Source organism: Micromonospora sp. NPDC023737 (assembly GCF_040639715.1).
Lineage (GTDB): Bacteria > Actinomycetota > Actinomycetes > Mycobacteriales > Micromonosporaceae > Micromonospora.
The window spans coordinates 75,499-97,850 of sequence record NZ_JBFAAL010000011.1; the positions used below are offsets into that span (position 1 = coordinate 75,499).

The 22,352-nt window shown below is 73.0% G+C and carries 18 protein-coding genes and 1 riboswitch; of the genes, 6 read left to right on the plus strand and 12 right to left on the minus strand.

Going from position 1 to position 22,352, the window contains the following annotated elements:
* Positions 1–40 precede the first annotated feature (40 nt).
* The 3 genes from AB0F98_RS22200 (at position 41) to AB0F98_RS22210 (ending at position 3,831) form a co-directional block, all read left to right on the plus strand.
* A complete protein-coding gene (locus AB0F98_RS22200) occupies positions 41–2,497 on the plus strand; it encodes a S8 family serine peptidase (protein ID WP_357738172.1) in 2,457 nt (818 codons plus the stop codon).
* A 68-nt stretch (positions 2,498–2,565) separates the two neighbouring features.
* Positions 2,566–3,498 carry a GNAT family N-acetyltransferase gene (locus AB0F98_RS22205; protein ID WP_357738174.1) on the plus strand — a complete coding sequence of 311 codons (933 nt, stop codon included), beginning with the start codon at positions 2,566–2,568 and terminating at the stop codon, positions 3,496–3,498.
* Positions 3,499–3,588: 90 nt separating this feature from the next.
* Positions 3,589–3,831, plus strand: coding sequence for a hypothetical protein (locus tag AB0F98_RS22210; RefSeq protein ID WP_357738176.1), 243 nt, complete (start codon positions 3,589–3,591; stop codon positions 3,829–3,831).
* Positions 3,832–4,016: 185 nt separating this feature from the next.
* Here AB0F98_RS22210 and groL read toward each other — a convergent pair whose 3' ends face one another.
* The 3 genes from groL to AB0F98_RS22225 all read right to left on the minus strand — a co-directional run bounded on the left by groL (position 4,017) and on the right by AB0F98_RS22225 (position 7,639).
* The gene (gene groL / locus AB0F98_RS22215) at positions 4,017–5,639 is read right to left on the minus strand and encodes a chaperonin GroEL (RefSeq protein ID WP_076466948.1); all 1,623 of its coding nucleotides are present in this window, start codon (positions 5,637–5,639) and stop codon (positions 4,017–4,019) included.
* Positions 5,640–5,913: 274 nt separating this feature from the next.
* Positions 5,914–7,107 carry a hypothetical protein gene (locus AB0F98_RS22220; protein WP_357738179.1) on the minus strand — a complete coding sequence of 398 codons (1,194 nt, stop codon included), beginning with the start codon at positions 7,105–7,107 and terminating at the stop codon, positions 5,914–5,916.
* A gap of 328 nt (positions 7,108–7,435) precedes the next feature.
* A complete protein-coding gene (locus AB0F98_RS22225; protein WP_091594539.1) occupies positions 7,436–7,639 on the minus strand; it encodes a cold-shock protein in 204 nt (67 codons plus the stop codon).
* A gap of 297 nt (positions 7,640–7,936) precedes the next feature.
* Between AB0F98_RS22225 and AB0F98_RS22230 the strand changes: the two genes are divergently transcribed.
* Entirely contained in the window at positions 7,937–8,392 is a 456-nt protein-coding gene (locus tag AB0F98_RS22230; protein WP_357738421.1) for a GNAT family N-acetyltransferase, read from the plus strand.
* Positions 8,393–8,488: 96 nt separating this feature from the next.
* Here AB0F98_RS22230 and paaN read toward each other — a convergent pair whose 3' ends face one another.
* The 3 genes from paaN to thrC form a co-directional block, all read right to left on the minus strand.
* Complete coding sequence (paaN, locus tag AB0F98_RS22235) at positions 8,489–10,162, minus strand: phenylacetic acid degradation protein PaaN (protein ID WP_357738181.1); 1,674 nt, start codon at positions 10,160–10,162, stop codon at positions 8,489–8,491.
* A gap of 51 nt (positions 10,163–10,213) precedes the next feature.
* Positions 10,214–11,233 (minus strand): GNAT family N-acetyltransferase, encoded by a 1,020-nt coding sequence (locus AB0F98_RS22240; RefSeq protein ID WP_357738183.1) that lies wholly within the window; start codon positions 11,231–11,233, stop codon positions 10,214–10,216.
* Between the two features lie 281 nt (positions 11,234–11,514).
* Complete coding sequence (gene thrC, locus AB0F98_RS22245) at positions 11,515–12,801, minus strand: threonine synthase (RefSeq protein ID WP_357738185.1); 1,287 nt, start codon at positions 12,799–12,801, stop codon at positions 11,515–11,517.
* Between the two features lie 10 nt (positions 12,802–12,811).
* A riboswitch (SAM riboswitch) is annotated at positions 12,812–12,946 on the minus strand.
* Between the two features lie 329 nt (positions 12,947–13,275).
* Here thrC and AB0F98_RS22250 point away from each other — a divergent pair.
* Complete coding sequence (locus AB0F98_RS22250; RefSeq protein WP_357738187.1) at positions 13,276–13,956, plus strand: DUF4232 domain-containing protein; 681 nt, start codon at positions 13,276–13,278, stop codon at positions 13,954–13,956.
* A 6-nt stretch (positions 13,957–13,962) separates the two neighbouring features.
* On the opposite strand, the gene AB0F98_RS22255 is transcribed toward AB0F98_RS22250, so the two are convergent.
* Together AB0F98_RS22255 and AB0F98_RS22260 are read right to left on the minus strand one after the other, a co-directional pair.
* Positions 13,963–14,826, minus strand: coding sequence for an ABC transporter permease subunit (locus tag AB0F98_RS22255; protein ID WP_357738189.1), 864 nt, complete (start codon positions 14,824–14,826; stop codon positions 13,963–13,965).
* Positions 14,826–17,693, minus strand: coding sequence for an alpha/beta fold hydrolase (locus AB0F98_RS22260; RefSeq protein ID WP_357738191.1), 2,868 nt, complete (start codon positions 17,691–17,693; stop codon positions 14,826–14,828). The genes AB0F98_RS22255 and AB0F98_RS22260 overlap by 1 nt, the downstream gene beginning before the upstream one ends.
* A 96-nt stretch (positions 17,694–17,789) precedes the next feature.
* Here AB0F98_RS22260 and AB0F98_RS22265 point away from each other — a divergent pair, with 96 nt between their 5' ends.
* Positions 17,790–20,165 (plus strand): AAA family ATPase, encoded by a 2,376-nt coding sequence (locus tag AB0F98_RS22265; protein ID WP_357738193.1) that lies wholly within the window; start codon positions 17,790–17,792, stop codon positions 20,163–20,165.
* A gap of 153 nt (positions 20,166–20,318) precedes the next feature.
* On the opposite strand, the gene AB0F98_RS22270 is transcribed toward AB0F98_RS22265, so the two are convergent.
* Genes AB0F98_RS22270 through gvpJ form a run of 4 tightly spaced genes read right to left on the minus strand, consistent with a single transcriptional unit; the run spans position 20,319 to position 22,351 of the window.
* A complete protein-coding gene (locus tag AB0F98_RS22270; RefSeq protein WP_357738195.1) occupies positions 20,319–20,672 on the minus strand; it encodes a gas vesicle protein K in 354 nt (117 codons plus the stop codon).
* On the minus strand, positions 20,669–20,998 hold the full coding sequence (locus AB0F98_RS22275; RefSeq protein WP_357738197.1) for a gas vesicle protein: 330 nt from the start codon (positions 20,996–20,998) through the stop codon (positions 20,669–20,671). Before AB0F98_RS22275 ends, AB0F98_RS22270 begins: the two co-directional genes overlap by 4 nt.
* Entirely contained in the window at positions 20,992–21,990 is a 999-nt protein-coding gene (locus AB0F98_RS22280) for a GvpL/GvpF family gas vesicle protein (protein ID WP_357738199.1), read from the minus strand. Before AB0F98_RS22280 ends, AB0F98_RS22275 begins: the two co-directional genes overlap by 7 nt.
* Positions 21,974–22,351 carry a gas vesicle protein GvpJ gene (gene gvpJ / locus AB0F98_RS22285; protein ID WP_357738200.1) on the minus strand — a complete coding sequence of 126 codons (378 nt, stop codon included), beginning with the start codon at positions 22,349–22,351 and terminating at the stop codon, positions 21,974–21,976. Before gvpJ ends, AB0F98_RS22280 begins: the two co-directional genes overlap by 17 nt.
* Between the last annotated feature and the right edge of the window lies 1 nt (position 22,352).

Here is a 22,352-nt window from a genome sequence, read left to right on the forward strand (position 1 = left end):
GTACCGGTCCGCGGGCGGCGGCCCGTCGTACTGTTTCTCAATGCCCCATCCCCCGCCGTGGGCCGACGCCCGCGCGTCGAACAGCTCCTCGCCCTGGCCAGTTGTCGGGGCCGTCCTGGCCGGCTGCTGGACCGTCGCGGTGACCGGGCCGACCCAGATCGGCGGCTGGCTGGTCGACCAGGTGCTGCTCGGCTTCGGGCGGGACCGTGTCGGCTGGCTCTGGCCGGTGGCGGGCCTGCTGACCGTGCTGCTGGTCGGTACGCCCGCGCTGCTGCTCGCCCTGCTGCCCCGCTCGGGCGTGGTCCGCGCCATCGGCCGGGTCTGGCTGGCCGGCGTCGTCGTGCTCGGCTCGCTCACGCTGCTGCGGGCCGTCCCGCCGGTGCATCACGAGGCGTACCTCGCCGGGCTCGCCGTGACAGCCGCTCTGGCCGCGCTGGTCCTGGGCCGCCTCGCTGACCGCCGGCCGGAGGTCGTACCAGCGGGTGGGGCCGTCCCGGGCGGTGCCGCGCCGCGCCGCAGGGCCCTCGGTGGGCTGCGGCCCGCGCCGGTCACGATGCTCGCGATCGCCGGCGGACTCGCGGTGCTGCTGCCCTGGGCCTGGCTGGGTGCGCTCGGCGGGCTGCTGGAGACGGTGCTCGCCGCGCTGGCGGCCGCCGCGCTCGGCGCGGTGGCCGGGGCGCTCCTCGACGCCGGTTTCTGGTCCCGGTTCGCGGTCGGCGAGCCGCCCCGGCCGGCCCGCCTGGTGCTGGTCGGCGGCTTGGTCGCCGGCGTGGCACTGCTGCTGCTCGCCGCCGGCGCCGGCCAGTCGGGCACCCAACTGCCGGCGCTGCTCACCCTCCCCCCGACCGGTTTCGCGTTGGCCGCGTTGCATGCCGCCGCCCGTCGTCTGGGACCGGCCGGCGTGGTGTCCGCCGCTCCGACCCGGTGGCTCGTCGGGCTCGCCGCGTTCGGGCCGCTGGCCTTCACCGACCCGGAGGAGATCACCCTGCTGCTGGTCGGCACCCGGGACGTGCCGTACTGGGTGGCGGTCACCGCCGGTGCCGGGCTCGCCGTGGCGCTGCTCCTCGCCGCCGGGTACGGGGTGCTGCTCGCCCGCCGCGGCGGGCGTACCCCGAGCCGGCGGACGGCCGCGATCACCGTCACGGCGCTGCTGGTGGCGCTCGTCGCGGTGGACCTCGGCCCGGGGCAGCCCGGGCTGTACGGCGAACGCCTGCTCGTGGTGCTGCGCCAGCAGGCCGACCTGAGCAACCTTCCCGCCGCCGCACCGGGCCGGGCCGGCCGCGACGCCCGGGCTCGCGAGGTGTACCGGCGGCTGGTCGACACGGCCGACCGGTCCCAGGCGGACCTGCGCCGGGAGTTGACCCGCCTGCACCTGCGCCCGAAGTCGTACTACCTGGTGAACGCGATCGAGGTCGACGGCGGCCCGGTGGTGCGGGCGTGGCTGTCCGGCCGCCCCGAGGTGGGCCGAGTGCTGGTGAGCCAGCGGCTGCGCCCGTTGCCCGCGCCGGCCGGCACCACCCGGGGAACCGATCCCACCCCCAGCGGCCCGGAGTGGAACATCCGGCGGATCGGCGCCGACCGGGTCTGGACGCAGCTCGGGGTGACCGGCGCCGGCGTGGTCGTCGGCAGTTCGGACTCCGGGGTGGACGGTCGTCACCCGGCCCTGGCCGAGGGCTTCCGGGGTGGCGACGACTCCTGGTTCGACCCGTGGGACGGCACCCGCTCCCCCACCGACTCCGGTGGGCACGGCACGCACACGCTCGGCAGCGCCGTCGGCCGCGGCGGCATCGGGGTGGCGCCGGGCGCCCAGTGGGTGGGGTGCGTGAATCTGGCCCGCAACCTGGGCAGCCCCGCCCACTACCTGGACTGTCTCCAGTTCATGCTCGCCCCGTTCCCGGCCGGTGGTGACCCGTTCACCGCCGGGCGTCCCGAACGGGCACCGGACATCCTCACCAACTCGTGGGGCTGCCCCGGGATCGAGGGCTGCGACCTGGGCGTTCTCCGGCCGGCGACCGCCGCACTCGACGCCGCCGGCATCTTCGTGGTCGCCGCGGCCGGCAACACCGGCCCCTGGTGCGGCTCGGTCGACGACCCGCCCGCGCCGTACCCGGACGTGCTGACGGTGGGGGCGGTGGACGACCGGGACCGGGTCGCGGAGTTCTCCTCGCGGGGGCCGGCACCCGGCGGCGCCGCGAAGCCCGACGTGGTGGCGCCGGGCGTCGGGGTGCGCTCGGCGATGCCCGGCGGCGGGTACGCCACCCTCGACGGCACCTCGATGGCGACCCCGCAGGTGGCCGGCGTGGTGGCGTTGATGTGGTCGGCGAACCCGGCGCTGATCGGTGACGTGGCCCGGACCCGGCAGCTGCTGCGGGACACCGCCACACCGGCCCAGCCGACCTACCGGTCCCGCAACCCGTCGGACGCGTGCGGCGGGGACGCCAACATCACCGGCGCCGGGCTGGTCGACGCGTACGCCGCCGTGCGTGCGGCCCGCTGAGCGGCTCCTGAGGCGAAGGGCCGGCGCTCTTGCGCTGACCCGTACCCGGTGATCTAGGGTCGGCGACCATGGACGCAGAGATCACCGTCGTCGAGCTGACCCCCGACCTGGCACCGACTGTCGTACGGCTCTGCGAAGGGGCGCTGGACCTGCCGGAGGACGCGGCCGAGGCGGCCGTCGTCGTGGACGCGCTCTGGGCCCGGGCGGCGGCCGACCGGCCCGTGTTCGCCCTGGGGGCGTACCGCGGGACGGAGCTGGTCGGGGTGCTGATCGGCTCGATGTCGGCGGCCGACCAGCGGCTCGGGCACGTCGACCTGGTCGCGGTGGCGCCGGAGCACCGCCGCCGGGGCGCCGCGCGGGCGCTGCTGGGTGCCGCGGAACGGCGCCTCGCCGGGCTGGGCGCGGCGGAAGTGCTGCTCGTCGGCAACCCGCCGTACTACGCCTGGCCGGGCATCGACGTCCGGTACACCCCGGCGGTCTGCGCCGCGCTCGCGCTCGGCTACCGGCAGGACCGGACCGCGTGGAACATGACGGCCGACCTGTCGTACGACGACTCGCCGGCACTGCGGTCCACGGATGCCGCGGAGCGCCGCCTCGCCGGTCAGGGCGTGACGGTACGCGAGGCGGAGCCGGCGGACCTGCCGGCGTTGACCGAGCTCGCCCGCACCACCTTCGGTGGGACCTGGGACGCCGAGCTGACCGGCTCGGTGGGCCGCTCCGGTGCCGGCTGCCACCTGGCCGAACGGGATGGTGAGGTGATCGCCTTCGCGGCTTACGGCTCGTCCCGGCCGAGTTGGTTCGGCCCGATGGGCACCACTCCGGCGGCCGAGGGCTCGGGGATCGGTGGGGTGCTGCTGCGGCGGTGCCTGCGCGACCAGCGGGCGGCGGGGCACGATTCGGCGCAGATCGGCTGGGTCGGGCCCGTACCGTTCTATTCGCGCAGCGCGGGCGCCCGGATCGAGCGCGTCTTCTTCCTGTACCGGAAGCAGATCGACAATTGATAAAAGGGCGAATGGGATATAGACCCAGATAATGCCATTCGCCCTCACCGGCCGGCATCGCCCCCTACCGTTTCGGTAGAGGAGGCAGCCATGACCACGGACGAAGAGAGCGACGACATCGCGCCCGTCACCTGGACGCCGGTCGGCGATCTCCCCGGCCATCTCCCGATCGACCGGCTGGACTACGGCGACGCCGAGCAGCTCGCGGAGATGACCGACACCGGAGAACCGGTGATCGAGGAGCCGCTGGAGATGGTGGACGCGCCGATCAAGGTGCGCGCCCCGTACGACGGGACGCTCAAGCGGCGCAACCAACGACCGCTGCCGACCTGAGGACACCCGGCCAGCGAGCCCTCTTCAACCTGAACCGCGGTGAGCGCCACCGCGTCCGCACTCTTGGTCCGGCGCGCGACTCGTGGTCCCGACGGACGGCGGGCGAGGTTGGGAAGGGCCCATTGACGACGAACGGGGCGGGCCGCTGACGCGACCCGCCCCATTTCCGACCGGAACTTCAGGACTTAGAAGTCCATCTCTCCGCCACCCGGACCAGCCGGGGCGGCCGGGGTCTTCTCCGGCTTGTCCGCCACGACGGCCTCGGTGGTGAGGAAGAGCGCCGCGATCGACGACGCGTTCTGCAGCGCCGAACGGGTCACCTTGGCCGGGTCGATGATGCCCGCGGCCAGCAGGTCCACGTACTCGCCGGTGGCGGCGTTGAGGCCGTGGCCCGGCTCCAGGTTGCGGACGCGCTCGACGACCACGCCACCCTCGAGGCCGGCGTTGACGGCGATCTGCCGCAGCGGGGCGTCCAGCGCGATCTTGACGATCTGCGCGCCGGTCGCCTCGTCGCCGGTCAGGTCCAGCTTGTCGAAGGCGGTCTTGCCGGCCTGCACCAGCGCGACGCCACCACCCGGGACGACGCCCTCCTCGACGGCGGCCTTCGCGTTGCGGACGGCGTCCTCGATGCGGTGCTTGCGCTCCTTCAGCTCGACCTCGGTGGCCGCGCCGACCTTGATCACCGCAACACCGCCGGCCAGCTTGGCCAGGCGCTCCTGCAGCTTCTCGCGGTCGTAGTCGGAGTCGCTCTTCTCGATCTCGGCCCGGATCTGGTTGACCCGGCCCTGGATCTGCTCGGCGTCACCGGCGCCGTCGACGATGGTGGTCTCGTCCTTGGTCACCACGACCTTGCGGGCGCGGCCCAGCATGTCGAGGCCGGCGGCGTCGAGCTTGAGGCCGACCTCCTCGCTGATGACCTGGCCACCGGTGAGGATGGCGATGTCGGTCAGCATGGCCTTGCGGCGGTCACCGAAGCCCGGCGCCTTGACGGCGACCGACTTGAAGGTGCCGCGGACCTTGTTGACCACCAGGGTGGCGAGGGCCTCGCCCTCCAGGTCCTCGGCGATGATCAGCAGCGGCTTGCCACCCTGCATGACCTTCTCGAGGATCGGGAGCAGGTCCTTCACCGACGAGATCTTGCTGTTCGCGATCAGGATGTACGGGTCGTCGAAGACGGCCTCCATACGCTCCGGGTCGGTCATGAAGTACGCGGAGATGTAGCCCTTGTCGAAGCGCATACCCTCGGTGAGCTCAAGCTCCAGGCCGAAGGTGTTGCTCTCCTCGACGGTGATGACGCCTTCCTTGCCGACCTTGTCCATCGACTCGGCGATGATCTCGCCGACGCTGGTGTCAGCAGCCGAGATGGAGGCGGTGGAGGCGATCTGCTCCTTGGTCTCCACGTCCTTGGCGAGCTTCAGCAGCTCCTCCGAGACGCTGGCCACGGCGGCCTCGATGCCCCGCTTCAGGGCCATCGGGTTGGCACCGGCGGCCACGTTGCGCAGGCCCTCACGGACCAGGGCCTGGGCCAGGACGGTCGCCGTCGTCGTGCCGTCACCGGCAACGTCGTCGGTCTTCTTCGCGACCTCCTTGACCAGCTCGGCGCCGATCTTCTCGTACGGGTCCTCGAGCTCGATCTCCTTGGCGATGCTCACACCATCGTTGGTGATGGTGGGGGCACCCCACTTCTTCTCGAGCACGACGTTGCGGCCCTTGGGGCCGAGGGTCACCTTAACGGCGTCGGCGAGCTGGTTCATGCCCCGCTCGAGGCCGCGGCGCGCCTCTTCGTCGAACGCGATCATCTTGGCCATACGGCGTTGTCCTCCTGGACACTCACGGGCCACCCGAGTGTGTGTCCCGGATGGGCCGCCTGGTGTACGCACCTTGGAACGTCGCCATCATGCGACGACGACGTCTCCTCGGCCGGGCCGGATAGCCCGCGACGACCGGCCACGTGCCCCACCAGCGGCTTGTCCCGCCGGTGTGACCGCAGCCCCACCGCCCCGACCTTTGGCACTCACAGTGTGCGAGTGCCAATAACTTGTTTAGCACTCTCCCATGGCGAGTGCAAGCAGCACCAGCCCCTCAGCCAAGTTCCGCAGCCAGCCTCGCGCTGTTCACCGGACCTTCCTGGGCGCGCTGCTCGGCGTACGTCACCACCAGCCCCACCAGTTGCAGGAACTGCGCGGGAAGGGTCAGCACCCCGGTGACCGCCAGCACCAAGATCACACCGATCGCCGTACCGGCGGAACCGAACGGATCGAGACCGAACGGCGCACTCGCCGCCGCCTGCACGCCACCAGCCACGACGCTGACGACGATCGCCAACCCCGCCACCAGCAGCACCCGCCCGAGCACCATCCCCAGCCGCTTGTGGAACATCCCCCACGCGCGACCCAGCGGATTCTCCCGCTCGAAGAGGTAGACCGGACCGAAGAGGCTCAACGCGGCGGCAAGGTAGATCCCGGGCAGGACGCAGAAACAGAGACCAACAGTGATGATCAGACCGGCCAGCAGCGTCCAACCCCAGAGCCCGAGCATCCGGCGCGCGCCGTAGCGCAGGGCGGCACCCAGGTCGACCGGCGCACCGGCCGCCTGGCGGGCGATCACCCACGTACCGGCCGCCCAACCGAGGCACTGCACCAGCCCGACCAGCACGCTTCCGGCGACGGTCACCAGGAGCAGGGTGGTCACGTCGCCCACGAAGGTGTCCGGCAGCATCGAGGGATCCTGAGCGACCGAGGCCTCCCACCGCGCACTCGGATCCACCCCGACACTGATCACCGACAGCACCACCGCCGGCAGGACCTGGGTCAGCAGCAGGAGCGGAAGCAGTACGCGCCAACCGCGTCGCACGGCGCCGAGGCAGCGTTCCCACCAGCCGCCGAGGCCGACCCCGGGCGGCGTCACCAGCGGGTCGTTCGGATCGACGCCGGGCGGGTACCAACCGCTGACGGGTCCCCCGTACCAGGTCTGACCGGGGTAGGGGACCGCGGCGGGCGGATAGCCACCGGCCGGGGGAACAGGCGGGTAGCCGCCAGGAGGGCCCCAGGGGGTCGGCTGGTTCGGATCCCATTCGGGCTGGGCGCCCGGGCCGCCCGCACCGGCCGGATCCCCCGGCGGCACACCCGGGTAACCCGTCGGCATACCCGGGAAAGCAGGCTGCCCGCCCGGGTAACCCGGCTGCGGACCGGACTGGCCGGGTTGCGGACCGGACTGGCCGGGTTGCGGGCCGGACGGACCCGGGGGTGGGGTGGCCGGGGGCGGCAGGTCGGACATGAACCCTCCTAGCAACAGCTGGAACGGCTCATGATCTTCCTTGCTGGTGTGCCCCGTGCGCAGCCCCGCCGGGCGGATGCCCGGCCCGGAATCAACCGCCCGATGGACGCTTGATCGACTCGGGTTCCTTGATGTCGGGGGTCACCCGATCCGCGACAGCCCGACAGCGATGACGACGAGTCGATCATTCACGCTCGGGCAGCCGGCCGCGTCACACCCTCCGAGCTGCACCGACCGAGCTCGCTCGCCCGCGGACCGAGGCCCGGACCGGGTGATGCGGCGCGAACCCGGTCCGGGTGACGCCCGGAACCCGTGCGGGACGGGCTGCTCAGCCGATGACGCGCACCCGCTCCGCCTGCGGACCCTTCTGCCCCTGGGCGATCTCGAACTCCACCCGTTGGCCGTCGTCCAGCGCCTTGTAGCCGTCCATCTCGATCGCGGAGAAGTGGACGAACACGTCCTGACCGCCGTCGACGGCGATGAAGCCGTAGCCCTTCTCGGCGTTGAACCACTTCACGGTGCCCTGTGCCACGGTGCACTTCCTCACTCTGCCCGGCGTTCCCCAACCAAGCGCCCGGGCACGGCCGGGCGCTCGGAAACCACCGTTTCCGCTATCGGCGACGGACGGGAAAACGGTGACCGAAATCGCACGCTACACGAGGCGTGACGGCGGCGCACGACCACAAAACGGGGCATAATCCGCCGATGAATGCCGGGAGTCATCGTTGGCTGTCGCTGTGGTAGGTATGCGGGTGTGACGAGCGCTCCGGACGACGTCGGACGCAGCCGGCCGGAGGTCCGCCGGCTCCGGCCCGGAGACGCGGCCCGGATGCGAGCGCTACGGCTGGAGATGCTCGCCGACGCGCCGCTGGCCTTCCTGGAGACCGTCGCCGACGCGGCGGCACGGCCACACGCCGAGTACGCCTTCCGGATCGCCGCCACCTCCACCGGGTCGCGGACCGCGCAGTTCGTCGCCGACCCCGGTGGCCGGCTGGTCGGGCACGCCGGCGGCACGGTGACCCCGTCCGAGCCCGGGCTCACCGTCGTCTACGCCGTCTACGTCACCCCGCGCTGGCGGGGCAGCGGGTTGCTCGCCGACCTCGTCGAGGCGGTGGCGGCCTGGTCGCGGGCGTGCGGACGACCCGAGTTGATGATGGAGGTCGTGGTCGGCAACGACCGCGCCTACCGGGCGTACCAGCGGCTCGGCTTCGCGGACACCGGCGTCCGCGTACCACATCCGACCATCCCGGCGATGACCGAACTCCAGATGCGCCGCGCCGCCTGAGCGCCGGACCGCGCCCGAGCCCCGCCGTCGACGTCGGCGTCGGCGTCGGTTGCCCCCGGCGGACCGCAGCGATCCACCGGGGGCTCCTCCCGCGGTTCAGACGTGACGGCGGGACTGGACGATGCGGAAGCGGTTGGCGACGTACGCCCCGTCGGTGAGCGCGGCGTTGGCGGCCGCGTTCGCACCGCTGCCGTGGAAGTCGGAGAAGGCCGCCGACTGGTTCACGAACACCCCGCCGGTCAGGTTGCAGGACAGGTGCACCCCGACCTCGATCGCCACCGCCTCGGCCGCGTCGAGCACCGCCTCGTCGGTCGAGTAGACGCCAGCCGTCAGCGCGCCCTTCTCGCCCACCGTGCTGCGCACGATCTCCAGGCTGTGCGCGGTCGACTCGGTGGGGATGACGAACGAGATCGGTCCGAACCACTCCCGGCCGTAGGTCGCGGTGTCGTTCGCGGCAACCTTGACCACCGTCGGCGTACGGACCACCGCGCCGGGGAAGGACGGGTGCTCGACCGTGCGCGACTCCAACACCGGCTCACCGACCTTGGTGACCTCGTCGAGCCGCTCCAGCACGCCGTCGTTGACGATCGCCCCGGTGAGCTCGACCCCGCGGGCCGCGTCGGCGGTGAGCTTCGCGACCGCCGCGGCGATCCCGCCGGCCACCTCGTCGAAGCTCTTGTGCCCCTGGTCGGTCTCGATGCCGTCCGCCGGGATCAGGATGTTCTGCGAGGTGGTGCACATCTGGCCGCTGTAGAGCGTGAGCGTGAAGCCCAGGTTGCGGCACATGCCGGCGAAGTCGTCGGTGGAGTCGATGACCACCGTGTTGAGGCCGGCCTTCTCGGTGTAGACGGACGCCTGCCGGGCGTTGGCCTCCAGCCAGTCGCCGTACTCCGTGGAGCCGGTGAAGTCGACGATCTTCACGGCCGGGTGCAGGGCCAGCGAGGAGGCGAGCTTCTCGCCCGGCGCCTCGGTGGCGAGCTGCAGCAGGTTCGGGTCGAACCCGGCCTCGGCCAGGACCTCCCGGGCGTACTTGACCGTGATGGCCAGGGGCAGGACCGCACGGGGGTGCGGCTTGACGATCACCGGGTTGCCGGTGGCCAGCGAGGCGAAGAGCCCCGGGTACGAGTTCCACGTCGGGAAGGTGTTGCAGCCGACGACCAAGGCCACACCGCGCGGCACCACGTGGAACGTCTTGGTCATCCGCAGCGGGTCACCCTTGCCCGCTGCCTTCTCCCAACCGGCCTGCCCCGGGTGCCGGGTCATCTCGGCATACGCGTAGGCGAGCGACTCCAGCGCGCGGTCCAGCGCGTGCGTCCCGCCGGCCTGGAAGGCCATCACGAAGGCCTGGCCGCTGGTGAACTGCACCGCGTTGGCCAGCTCGAAGACGTTCTTGTGCAGCCGGTCGAGAATCTCCAGGCAGACGCCGATCCGGGTCTGCGGGCCGGCGTCCCGCCAGGCGGGCAGCGCGGCGCTCGCGGCGGCAACCAACTCGTCGACCCCGGCGTGCGGGTAGCGCACACCCAGCTCCACGCCGAACGGGCTCGTCTCGGTGGCGACCCGGTCGCCGGCGCCCGGCTGGTCGAGCGGGAAGTCGCCGTTCAGGTACGCCTCGAAGGCGGCCTTGCCGTCGGAGGCGGCGGTCTCGCCGTACACACGGGGGCTGGGCGATTCGGGGTAGGCGGACCAGTATCCGCGCTCAGTGATCGCGGTCAACGCACGGGTGAGGGTGTCGACGTGCCGGTCGTAGAGGGGGTGCGGGGTGTCCGTCATGCCGTCATGATGCAACAGAAGGGGTCGCGATCAGTAGACCTGTGTCACAACTCAAATCGTCAACTGCCAGTCCGTCCAGCCGTCCACCGGGCGGAAGCCGAGCTGCTCGTTGATCGCGATCATGTGGCTGTTGCTCGCCGCGTTGAAGGTGTCGATCGCGCGTACGGACGGCTCGTGCGTGAGCAGGTGACGCAGGTTCTCGACCTTGACGAGCAGGCCCAGCCGGTGCCCGCGGTGCTCCGGGTCGACGAGGGTGATCTGCTGGAACGCGTGCCAGTCGGCCGACGGGCCGACATCGAGCAGGGTCCACGCGACCAGCCGTCCGGACGCCACGTGCTGGGCCGCGACGTGGTACTGCCGCCGCCCCCGCGCGGTCAGCGCCCGCTCGGTGTCCCGGATCCGCTCGGCGTCGACCTTCTCCGCCTCCCACTCCAGGTCACCCATCGGCGCGTCGGTGCTCAACCGGCCGTCGAGGTAGGCGATGTCGGCGACGTACTCGTCGGGCACGAGACCGTGCCACCGGACGGTGCGGTAGCCCTCCGTGTGGGCGCGGGCGTCGGCCAGCAGCGCGTCCAGCGCGACCTGGTCGACTCTGGTGGGGTCGAGCCGGCGGCGGACCTCGGCGAGGGCCGGCCGGGCACCCATCGCGGCGGCGAACGCGCCGCCCGCCCCGGATCGCGCCGGCCCGTCCGGCAGCGCCGAGACGGCCATCCCGATGACCCGCTTGCGGCCCTGTTCCCGCAGCAGCCGCAGACAGTGCTCGTGCAACGCCCGGCCGACGCCGTGCCGCCGGTACGCCGGATCGACGGCGAGCTCGACAGTCGCGTTGTCGGTGTTGTCGAGCTGCGGCAGGTCAAGCGCCAGGAAACCGGCGGGTACGCCGTCCAGCCGAGCCAACGCCCAGAGCGTGACGATGCCCGGGAAAGGATGACGCAGCTTCGCGTCGAAACGGCGACGGCAGAACGGGGGGTAGCCGGGCACGTCCGCGTCGTTGGCCGCGGCCCCGACGTGGTACGCCGCCTCGATCGCGGCGGTATCGGTGGCGTCGAACGACGCGATCGTGATGCTCATGCCCGCGAGCGTGCCCGCCGCATGACGAACGGGCCAGCGATTTAATCGCTGGCCCGTTCGGACGTTGGTCGGGAGGGACGATCGCGCAACGCCTCCGGCGTTGGGTCGAAAGAACTGAAAGTCTTCGGCGATACGCCCTCCCGCACGGAGCATCTTGCGCCGTCCGGTTCCTGCCGTCAAGTCCTTAGGGGCGGGTTTCTCGCACCCAGAGCGAAAAGCCGGTTACCCGGCGGATCGGCCTGATCCCCCGATCGGGCGATCTGCGGATGATCCACGGCCGGTCAGCCGAGGAGACCGGCGTCGCGGGCGGCACGCAGCGACGGACGGATGTGGTGGGTGGGGCCCACCTGCCCGGCGACCGCGTCGATCGTCTTCAACCCCTCACCCGTGTTGAACACGACCGTCTCGGCGGCCGGGTCGAGCTTGCCGGACTCGACGAGCTTGCGCAGCACCGCCACGGTGACGCCACCGGCGGTCTCGGCGAAGACGCCGGTGGTGCGGGCCAGCAGGCGGATGGCGGCGCGGATCTCGTCGTCGTCGGCGTACTCCATCCAGCCACCGGTACGACGGACCGCCTCCAGGGCGTAGAGGCCGGCCGCCGGGTCGCCGATGTTCAGCGACTTGGCGATGCCGGTCGGCTTGACCGGGACGATCTCGTCACTGCCGCCGTGCAGCGCGGTGGCGATCGGATTGCAGCCGGCCGACTGCGCGCCGAAAACCTTCCAACCGCCGGCCGGCGCCTCCACCAGTCCGATCTCGATCAGCTCGGTGAACGCCTTGTCGATCTTCGTGAGCAGTTCGCCGGAGGCCATCGGGATCACCACCTGGGCCGGGATCCGCCAGCCGAGCTGCTCCGCCACCTCGTAACCGAGCGTCTTCGACCCCTCGGCGTAGTACGGACGGACGTTGACGTTGACGAACGCGGTGTCCTCGAACTCGTCGGTCTCCACCAGTTCGCCGCAGAGCCGGTTCACGTCGTCGTACGAGCCATCGATGGCGACGAGTTCACCCCCGTAGACGGCGGTGGTGACGACCTTGCCCTGCTCCAGGTCACTCGGGATGAACACCACCGACGGCACGCCGGCCCGGGCGGCGTGGGCGGCGACCGAGTTCGCGAGGTTGCCGGTCGACGCACAGGCGAACCGGGTGAACCCGAGCGCCCGGGCGGCGGTCAGCGCCACCGAGACGACCCGGTCCTTGAACGAGTGGGTCGGGTTGGCGCTGTCGTCCTTGACCCAGAGCGGGGCCGTGATGCCCAGCTCGGCGGCGAGGTTCGGGGCGGCGACCAGCGGGGTGAGGCCGGGGTCGAGGGTGACCCGGGTGGCCGGGTCCTGACCGGCGGGAAGCAGCGCCGCGTACCGCCACAGGTTGCGCGGGCCGGCCTCGATCTGCTCGCGGGTCACGGTGGCCAGCGCGGCGGCGTCGTAGTCGACCTCGAGCGGGCCGAAACACTCGTAGCAGGCGTGCTGCGCGGCGAGCGGGTAGCGGGCCTGACAGGCACGGCAGACGAGGGCGCGGGCGGGGCTGGCGGTGGTGTCGATGCCGGACGGGGCGATCGTCGACGTCATGTCGAGATTCCTCTCATCTTCCCCCGCGTCGCACTCTGCGGCGGGGACGGAATTGGCACCTGCCCCTCGGGCGCTCGACGGTGAGCGCGTGGGGTGGTTGCCGGGGCGTCATCGGGCCGTATCCCTAAGCCCCTCTGGATGAGGTATTCAGTTGTGCAACCGAGTCTAAGCGCCCGCCGGGGACGGTCCGAGCGGGGTTCCCACGGTGTGAACGGAGGGCGGACAGGGTGTGGTCACCGCCCTGTCGAGCTGCCCCACATCTGGGACACGCCGGAGCAGAAGCGCCACAGGCGCTCGCGCGAGCTTGACCCGCGCCCCATTTCCGGGGCAGCTCGACAGTGGCCGACCCCCGGTCATCCGGACGGGGACGCCCAGGTCCAGGCAGGCCACCACGCCGTCCGCGCGAGCCATCGGCCTGCCGCCCCGCTATCGCCCAAGACGAAGGCGAGGCGGACTCGGTGGGAGGATTCGGCGATGACACCTCGACCGGCCCGCCGCCAACTCCTGCTCACCGGCCTGCCGCTCGCCGCCGCCCTGCTGCTCGGCGCCTGCACCGCCGACCACGCCGGTATGGGCGGGGACGGGCCAGTGACAGGCGGCAGGCCCGGGGCGGGGCCCACCGCACCCGGCAACGATCCGACCGGCGCATGCCCGGAGTCGGGCGTGCTCATCCGGTCGACCGGCTCGGACGCCGCCATGGGCCTGCGCGCCCTCGGCCTGGAGCTGATCAACTGCGGCACCGCGGACTACCCGCTGCACGGCTACCCGTCGCTGCGGCTGCTCGACGGCGAGGGCACGCCGATCCCGGTCCAGGTGATCGAGGGGGCGAAGGGCATCACCTCGGGCTTCGACGACCCGCCCCGACCGCTGACCCTGCGTCCCGGCGAGCGGGCCGGCGCCGCCGTGCTCTGGCGCAACCTGGTCACCGACTCGACCGTGGTCGCGACCGACGCCGAAGGTCTGGAGGTCGCCCCGGGCCCCGGCCTGGCCAGGCAGGCCGTCGACCCGGACGGGCCGATCGATCTGGGCAACACCGGCCGGATCGGCGTCAGCGCCTGGAAGGAGGCGGAGCCGACGACTCCCGCCACACCGCCGGCCCCGTCACAGCCCAGCGGGGCGCCCTCGGTGGCGGTGACCCCGGACAGCCGGTTGTGAGCGCCGTTACGAGGTGACGTCCTTGCGGGTGAAACGCCAGTACGCCAGCGCCCAGAACAGCGTCGCGTAGCTGATCGACGAGATGGCTCCGCGTACCACGTCGTCGGTCTGCACCGGCGTGGAGAGCAACCCGAGCCACGCGGTGCTGAAGTGGGTCGGCAGGAAGGCACGCAGGCCGCCGAGCGCGGTGATCTGGTCCAGGATGCTGGAGAGGATCCAGAGCAGCACCGCGCCGCCGACCGCGCCGAGCGCGGCGTCCGTGCTCACCGACAGCAGGAACGCCAGACCGGCCACCACCAGCAGTACGACGGCCAGGTAGCCGAGCACCGCCAGCAGCCGCAGCAGCCCCTGCCCCGGCGGGAGTTCCGCCGCGACCATGCTGCGCAGCGGCGACCAGCCGTAGCGGAGGGTGCCGGCGGCCAGGGCGGTGCCGGCGAGCAGCAGCAGCGCCAACCCCGAGTAGGCGGCCGCGACCAGCAGCTTCACCGTGAGCAGCCGGGCGCGCGGCACCGGCACGGCGAGCAGGTACCGCAGGCTCCCCCAGCTCGCTTCGCTGGCCACCGTGTCGCCGAAGAAGAGCGCCACCACCACGACCAGCAGGAACGACGCCGAGACGAAGATGGTGAACAGCGTGAAGTTCAACCCGCCCGAGGTGGCGAACGAGATGAGGCTGGCGAACTCGCCCCCACCGTTGTCGTCGTCGCCGGCGTCGAACTGGAACGCGATCAGGATGATCAGCGGCAGCAGCACCATGAACCCGAGCGCCAACTGGGTACGCCGTCGGGCCGCCTGACGGCGGAACTCCGCGACGAACGGCAGTGTGGCCGAAGGCCGGTAACCGGGGGCGGCACCCACCGTGGACGTACTCATCAGCGGTCCCCGCTTCCCCGCGAACTCTCCCCCACGAGGGCGAGGAACGCGTCCTCCAGGCGGCGCCGAGGCACCACCCGGTCCACTCCGATGCCGGCCCGGACCAGCTCCGCCACCACGTCGCTGCGCGCGGTGCCGTTGGTGTCCACCACGAGTTGCCCGTCGCTCTCGGGCAGCACCCGGACCCCGTCGAGACGGTCCAGGACGGCCCGCGCCGCAGCCGGATCGGTCACGTCGAACAGCACGCTGGGCGACTCACCGACAATCTCCTCGACCGGCCCGGACGCCACAATCCGGCCCTTGTTGACCACCACGGCGTGGGTGCAGGTCTGCTCGACCTCGGCGAGCAGGTGGCTGGAGACCAGCACCGCGCGGCCGTCCGTGGCGTAGCGCTGGAGCACCCGGCGCATCTCGGCGATCTGTGGCGGGTCGAGCCCGTCGGTCGGCTCGTCGAGCACCAGCAACTCGGGCAGGCCGAGCATGGCCTGCGCGATGGCGAGCCGCTGTCGCATCCCGTGGCTGTAGGTCTTGATCTTGCGGTGCACGGAGTCGCCCAGGCCGGCGATCTCCAGCGCCTGGTCGAAATGCGCGTCCGACTCCGGGCGCCCGGTCGCCTGCCAGTACGCCCGCAGGTTCTCCAGGCCGGACAGGTGCGGCAGGAAGCCGGGCCCCTCGACCAGCGCGCCGATCCGCGAGAGCACCGGGGAACCGGGCACCAGCCGGTGCCCGAACACGTAGATCTCGCCCGCCGTGGGCTGGGTGAGGCCCATCAGCACCCGCAGGGTGGTGGTCTTGCCGGCGCCGTTCGGCCCGAGCAGGCCGACCACCTGGCCGGGGCGTACCTCGAAGTCCACGTTGGAGACGGCGACGAAGCCGTCCGCGTACTCCTTGCGCAGTCGGCGCACGGCGAGCGGCACCTGCGCGTACTCCGGATGCACCGAACTGTCGTGACGGCGCTGCCGGCGGCGGACCAGGGCGACGACCACGACGAGCCCGACCACGATCGCGGCGAGCAGCCCGACCAGCACCCAGCGCCAGACGGTCGCCGCCGTCGGGATCGGGTCGCCCGCGACGTCGGGGAGGGCGAGCGGCGCGTCACCCGCCGCGACGGTGTAGACGTTCGGCTCCGCCGGACTCGCGTACGCCTGGTCGGACGTCGCGACCACCACCCGGAGCCGGTGCCCGGCCTCGAACCGGCGGACGATCGCCGGCAGGGTCACCGTGACCGGGCGGGCGTCGGCGATCCGCTCCGGCAGGCCGGTGAGCCGGATCGGGGCGATCAACCCGTTGGGCAGAGTGGCCGCGCCGTTCGGGTCCACGTCGTAGAGCTTCACGAAGAGCACCGCCTCGCCGGTCGGGGACGCGGCCCGGATCGACACCGTCGGGGCGCCCACCACGTCCACCGCCTCGGCCAGCGGCGCCGACTCGAACCTGGCGTGCTGACCCGGCACGTCCCCGGCCACCCCGTCCAGCAGGGCGGAGAGACCACCCGCGAAGGGCACCGAGGAGATGGCCGCCGGGTTGCCGTTCGGCGGGTTGGCGATCCGTTGCTCGGGGCCGGTCAACGCCACCTCGGTACGACGCTGCCCGCCGGTGCCGGGGTAGTCGGTGGTGCGGTAGCCGGTGGCGACCAGGCCACGGTCCAGCGCGTCGAAACCGGCGATCCGGGACCAGGTGAAGTCGTTCCCCGGTGCCTCGCCCGCACCCCGCACGTAGTGGTCCAGCCACTGGACGGTCAGGAAGCGCACCCGGTCGGAGTCCGTCTTCGGCCCGTCACCGCCGTCGTGCCCGCCGGTGAACCAGGCCACCCGGACGGGGATGTCGTTGGCCGCGAGGCCCCGGGCGTTGGCGTCCGCCTCGGCGAGCGGGAAGAGGCTGTCCGCCTCGCCCTGCACGAGCAGGGTGGGGGCGGTGACCCGGTCCAGCACCCCGGCCGGGCTGGACCGGTGCAGCAGGTCCACCGCCGCCTGATCGGCCCGGCCGGAGGTGGCCATCCGCAGGTACGCGGCGCAGACGTCGGCCGCGAACCGCCCGCAGGACGGGTCGGCGGCGGCACCCGGCGCGTGCCCCGGACCGCTGCCCGGACCCGCGCCGGGGTCGGGGCTGGGCGGCCCGGCCGACGCCGGCGCCCCCTGCGGCTGGGCCGCGATGTTGCCGGAGAACCCGGCCGGCCCGGAGCCGACGCTGCCGCCACCACCGAAGAAGAGGCCCGCCCAGCCCTTCTTGAACACGCCCGCCGTGGCGGGTCCGCCCGCGCTGTCCGGCACGAGGCTCCGAGCCAGGTCGTTCCAGGTGATCATCGGGACGATCGCGTCCACCCGCCGGTCCTGCGCGGCGAGCAGCAGGGCGAGCGCGCCGCCGTACGAGCCGCCGACCACGCCGATCCGGGGATCCCCGGCGGCGTCGGTGCGCACCTCCGGACGGGCGGCGAGCCAGTCCAACAGCCGCTGCGCGTCGCGTACCTCGTAGTCGGGGCTGTCCAGGTGGATCTCGCCGCCGCTGCGACCGAAGCCGCGCGCCGTCCAGGTGAGTACGGCGTACCCACGCTCGGCGAACTCCTCGGCGTCGTCGCGTACCGACTCCTTGGTGCCGCCGAAGCCGTGCGCCAGCAGCACCGCGGGCACCTTGTGCCGGGCGGAGGCGTCCTCCGGCAGGTAGAACGTGGTGTCCAGGTCGACCGGCTGCTGCCCGTCCGGTCCGGAGCGCACGGTCAGCATGGCGGCCTCGGTACGCACCTCGGGGTCGCGCGGCCGGACCGCCCAGCCGACGGCGACGGCCAGCAGCACGGCGACCACCGCCGCGACGACCGCCCGACGGCCGGTGGGAAGGGCACGCCGGATCCGAGGGATCGACAACCGCGATGTCATGCGGCACACGGTACGGGCCGATTCCTGAGGGTTGGCTGAGATCTCCGTACCCCGTCGCAGCCGACGCCGCCGGCCCACGGCGGCTAGGGTCGGGCGATGGCGCAACCTGACCTGATCCTGACCGCGAGTCTGCGCCCGGCGGCGCTGGACGCGCGGCGCGGCATCGTACGGCTGCACCCGGAGATCCTGACGGCGCTGGACCTGCGCCCGGGCTCCCCGGTCCGGCTCGCCGGCCGGCGGATCACGGCGGGGATCGTGGCGGCGGCGGAGGCGGACGCGAGCAGAGCCCTGCTCTACGCCGACGACCTGATGCTGGGAAACCTCGGGATCCGCGACGGCGGCCAGGTGACGGTGACCCCGCTCCCGGTGACCGCCGCCAGCCGAGTCACCCTCGCAGGTCCGGTGGAGATCGTCGCCGCGGTGAGCCCCGAGATGCTCCGCCTGGCGCTGCTGGGCAAGATGGTCACCGCCGGGGACGACGTGTCGCTGCTGCCCCAGGACGTGCTGCCGGACGCCTCGGTCCGCAGTCTGGTCGCCGCGGCCCGGCACAGCCTGGCCAACACCGTCGGCTACGCGTGGACCAGCACGCTGCTCACCGTGGTCGGCACCGAGCCGGCCGACAGCGCGTTGGTGACCATGGAGACCCTGGTCGGCTGGGAACACGGACCGGTCACCCATGGCTCCGCCGTCGTCGGAGCGCCACTCGGCGCGGCGGCCACAGGCGGCGTCACGCGGCCGGGTGGGCCGACCACGGGTGGTGCCGCCACGGCGGGCGGAACGGGCACCGGTGCTGCCGGGTGGACGGGCGGGCCGGGCGCGGGCGGCGCGTCGACGGTGCGCGAGGTCGACGTACGGGCCGGCGGCGTGCTGGCCGGCGGCGCCCGCCAGGCCGAAGCGGTGGCACCGGCCGACGCGCCGACGGTCGACGAGCTGCCCGGGCTGCGCGCTCAGGCCGAGGAACTGACCGAGCTGCTCGACCTCGGCTTCCACCACCGGGAGGTGCTGAGCCGGCTGGGCACCAACGTGTCGCTCGGCGTCCTGATCAGCGGCCCGGCCGGCTCGGGCAAGTCGGCGCTGGTCCACGCGGTGGCGGCGCAGGTCGGGGCCCGGGTCTTCCCGCTCTGGGCACCCGAGGTCGCCGCGCTGAACAACCAGGCCGCCGCCGAGCGGCTGCGCGCCGCCGGAGCCGCGGTCCGGGCCGACGGACCGGCCGTGCTGCTGGTCAGCGACGTGGAGGCGCTCGCCCCGGCCGACGAGCCGGGCCCGGTGGCCACCGTGTTCCGCCAGGTGCTCGCCGAGACGGTACGGGCCGGGGCGGCGGTCGTCTGCACCACCGGCCGCCCGGAGGCGGTCGACCCGGCGCTGCGCGCCCCGGACCTGCTCTCCCTGCGGATCGGCATCGCACTGCCCGACCCGGCGTTGCGCCGGGAGCAACTCACCGTGCTCACCCGCCAGGTACCCCTCGCCGACGACGTCCGGCTGGACGAGATCGCCGGCCGTACCCCCGGGTTCGTCGCCGCCGACCTGGCCGCGCTGGTCCGCGAGGCCGGTGTGCGGGCGGCGCTACGGCAGAAGTCGGCACAGACGCCGACGGTGGCGATGGCGGACTTCGTCGCCGCGTTGGAGGTGGTCCGGCCGACCACGATGGCCGCGTCCACCCTGGAGCTGGCCACCGTGACGCTCGACGACGTGGGCGACCTGGTCGAGGTGAAGCAGACACTCACCGAGTCGGTGCTCTGGCCGCTGACGTACCCGGACACGTTCGCCCGGCTCGGGGTGCAGCCGCCACGCGGCGTGCTGCTCTACGGCCCGCCGGGCTGCGGCAAGACGTACCTGGTGACCGCGCTGGCCGGGTCGGGTCGGGCGAACGTGCTCTCGGTGAAGGGTGCCGAGCTGCTCTCCAAGTGGGTCGGCGAGAGCGAACGCGCGGTCCGCGAACTGTTCCGCCGGGCCCGCGAAGCCGCGCCGACCCTGATCTTCCTCGACGAGGTGGACGCGCTCGCCCCGGTACGCGGCCAGGCCAGCGACGGCGGTACGACCGACCGGGTGGTGGCCGCCCTCCTCACCGAGCTGGACGGGGTGGAGACGCTGCGCAACGTGGTCGTGGTGGGCGCGACCAACCGGCCCGACCTGATCGACCCGGCGCTGCTACGCCCCGGCCGGCTGGAACGACTGGTCTACGTGCCACCGCCGGACGGGCCGGCCCGGAAGGAGATCCTGCGCGCCGCCGCGCGCAACGTGCCCCTCGCACCGGACGTGGACCTCGCCGCGCTCGGCGAAGAGTTGGACGGGTTCTCGGCGGCGGACTGTACGGCGCTGGTACGCGAGGCGGCGCTGGCCGCGATGCGGGAGTCGCTGAGTGCCTCCACGGTCACCGCCGCGCACGTCGCGGCCGCCCGGAGGCGGGTACGCCCCTCCCTGGACCCCACCCAGGTAGCCCACCTCTCCACCTACGCCAAGACCCACCCCTAACCCCAACCCCCTCCCCTCCCCGGCCCCCTCCCGGCGTTCTGAGCGTTGATCATGAAGTTATTGCGGCGACACGCCGACGGGACGAGCAATAACTTCATGATCACCGGGGTGAGGGCCGGAGGGAGGGGGGTCACTGGGGTGGGGGTGGGTGGGTCAGTCGGTGGGGAGGAGGGGGCCGAGGGGGCCCAGGTCGAGGTTCAGGTCCTCGGGGGCCAGGCCGAAGTGTTCGCGCAGGCCGACCATCTGCTCCTCCAGCGCCATCAGTGTCACCCCGATCCGCTCGACCTGCTCCTCGCTGAGATCGCCCAGTTCCACCCGGCGCAGCGCCTGCCGCTCCATCAGCTGCCGGAGCAGCTCGATCACGGTGAGCACGAGGCTGGCCAGTCCCCGTTCGACGGAGTCCCGGTCCACGGCGAGCCGCCGGTCCAGCGGGGTCACCCGGGGCGGCCGCCACTGTGGCGCGTCCAGTGCGGCGGCCAGTTCGGCCGCCTCGTCCCGCCCGTTCATTCCACGGCCCCGAACGCACCGCGGCCGACGGCCCCGCCGTCAGAGGCGGCCCCGGGCATCTGGTCGCCGGCACCGGAGGCGGCGATGCCGGTCCCCGCGTCGGCGGGCGGCCACGCGGCCGGCTCGGGCGGGGCGAGCGCGCCGACCGAGGCGATCAGGGCACGCAACGAGATGCGGACCAGATCCACGTCGGCGATGGCCAGGGTGATGTCACCACTCACCACCACACCGGTGGCCAGGACCCGGTCCAGCAGGTCGACCAGGGCGACCGGTCGGTACGCCAGGGAATCGTCGGCACTGTTCGGGGCGAGCGAGGTGGTCACCATGCCGGCCCCCGAACCACGGCGGCACCGAGGTCCGACGCCGACTCCCGAACCACCGCCGCGTCGAGGGCCGACGCCGACTCCGGAACCACCGCCGCATCCCGGCCCGACGCGGATTCCGACGTCGACTCACCCGCCGGTGCCGCCTCGCGGAGCAGGGCGGGCGCGTCCACCTCACCGGCCGGCGCGTCGTCGCCGGCCGCCGCCGGTCGCTCCGTCACGAAGGAGTACGGCGGCCACGGGCCGGTGAGTTCCAGCCGCAGCTCCGGATGTCGCTCGGCGAGTGTCTCCACCAGCCGGGCGAAACCGGCCTGCGCCCCGGCGTCCACGAGGTACGCACCGTTGAGCGCCATGGCGGCCGCCACGCCGGAGAGCCGGCGGTCCTGCGGTGGATGCCGTCGAGCTACCACCGCGTGCCGCGCGAGCGCCTCGTGCACGGTCGCGGCGACGTGTGCGGCGTCCCGCTGCGCGTCCTCCCGGGCAGCGAGCTGAGCCCGCCGCCGCCGCAGGTACGCCGTACCGACCCCGCCCGGGCCGGCCGCCTCCGCGGCCCGGGGCGCGACGCCCGGCACCACGTACCCCTTGACGCCCCACTCGCCACGGCCGGTGAGGCCGTCGAGCAGGGCGACCAGTTCGCTGCGCCGGCCGGTGAGGGACGCGGTGACCGCGTCGTCGTCGCGGTGCACGGTCGCCAGCCGGGCCGGTACGACCGCTCCGGCTCCGGCCAGGGCGTCGACCACCCGGTGGTGCGCCCGGGCGGCCCGTTCCAGCCAGCCCAGGTCCTCCAGGTTGCGCCGCAGCGCCTCCTCGCCGTACTCGGTCAGTGGCACGGTGCTCACCACCGCCACCAGACCGTCGGCGCGGACCGGGCGGACCGGTTCGCCCGTCATCCCCGGCACCGTGCTGAGCAGCCCCAGATCCGCCTCCCGGACGACGCCGTGCAACCAGCGGCCGGCGCCCTCGGCAGCGGATCGGGAGTCAACCGTCGACTTCATCCCACTCCTCCCGTCGGACCTCCCGCCGCCGGGCCCGGGCCGCGGCCCGGGGCCGGCGTTCGGCCTCCACCTCTTCGGGATCACGTGGGCCCGGCTCGACCGGCGGGCGGGCCCGCGAGCTGAGCCAGGGGTCGTGTTCCCACCAGTCGATGCCGATCTGGCGTGCGGTGTCGACCGAGGCGATGACCAGCCGCAGCTTCAGCGTCAGCAACTCGATGTCGAGCAGGCTCACCCGGATGTCGCCGGCGATCACGATGCCCCGGTCGAGGACCCGCTCCAGGATGTCGCCGAGGTTGGCCGGCTCGTGCCCGGCGGGCAGGACCTGGCCGGAGTTCTGCACCACCGATGGCGTACTGGTCATC

Coding starts and splice junctions, on each gene's coding strand:
- AB0F98_RS22265 (WP_357738193.1), top strand. CDS start 17,790: ATGGCGCAACCTGACCTGATCCTGACCGCGAGTCTGCGCCCGGCGGCG.
- paaN (WP_357738181.1), bottom strand. CDS start 10,162: ATGACGGACACCCCGCACCCCCTCTACGACCGGCACGTCGACACCCTC.
- gvpJ (WP_357738200.1), bottom strand. CDS start 22,351: ATGACCAGTACGCCATCGGTGGTGCAGAACTCCGGCCAGGTCCTGCCC.
- groL (WP_076466948.1), bottom strand. CDS start 5,639: ATGGCCAAGATGATCGCGTTCGACGAAGAGGCGCGCCGCGGCCTCGAG.
- AB0F98_RS22220 (WP_357738179.1), bottom strand. CDS start 7,107: ATGTCCGACCTGCCGCCCCCGGCCACCCCACCCCCGGGTCCGTCCGGC.
- AB0F98_RS22200 (WP_357738172.1), top strand. CDS start 41: ATGCCCCATCCCCCGCCGTGGGCCGACGCCCGCGCGTCGAACAGCTCC.
- AB0F98_RS22275 (WP_357738197.1), bottom strand. CDS start 20,998: ATGGTGACCACCTCGCTCGCCCCGAACAGTGCCGACGATTCCCTGGCG.
- AB0F98_RS22270 (WP_357738195.1), bottom strand. CDS start 20,672: ATGAACGGGCGGGACGAGGCGGCCGAACTGGCCGCCGCACTGGACGCG.
- AB0F98_RS22210 (WP_357738176.1), top strand. CDS start 3,589: ATGACCACGGACGAAGAGAGCGACGACATCGCGCCCGTCACCTGGACG.
- AB0F98_RS22230 (WP_357738421.1), top strand. CDS start 7,937: ATGCGAGCGCTACGGCTGGAGATGCTCGCCGACGCGCCGCTGGCCTTC.
- AB0F98_RS22260 (WP_357738191.1), bottom strand. CDS start 17,693: ATGACATCGCGGTTGTCGATCCCTCGGATCCGGCGTGCCCTTCCCACC.
- thrC (WP_357738185.1), bottom strand. CDS start 12,801: ATGACGTCGACGATCGCCCCGTCCGGCATCGACACCACCGCCAGCCCC.
- AB0F98_RS22280 (WP_357738199.1), bottom strand. CDS start 21,990: ATGAAGTCGACGGTTGACTCCCGATCCGCTGCCGAGGGCGCCGGCCGC.
- AB0F98_RS22250 (WP_357738187.1), top strand. CDS start 13,276: ATGACACCTCGACCGGCCCGCCGCCAACTCCTGCTCACCGGCCTGCCG.
- AB0F98_RS22205 (WP_357738174.1), top strand. CDS start 2,566: ATGGACGCAGAGATCACCGTCGTCGAGCTGACCCCCGACCTGGCACCG.
- AB0F98_RS22255 (WP_357738189.1), bottom strand. CDS start 14,826: ATGAGTACGTCCACGGTGGGTGCCGCCCCCGGTTACCGGCCTTCGGCC.
- AB0F98_RS22240 (WP_357738183.1), bottom strand. CDS start 11,233: ATGAGCATCACGATCGCGTCGTTCGACGCCACCGATACCGCCGCGATC.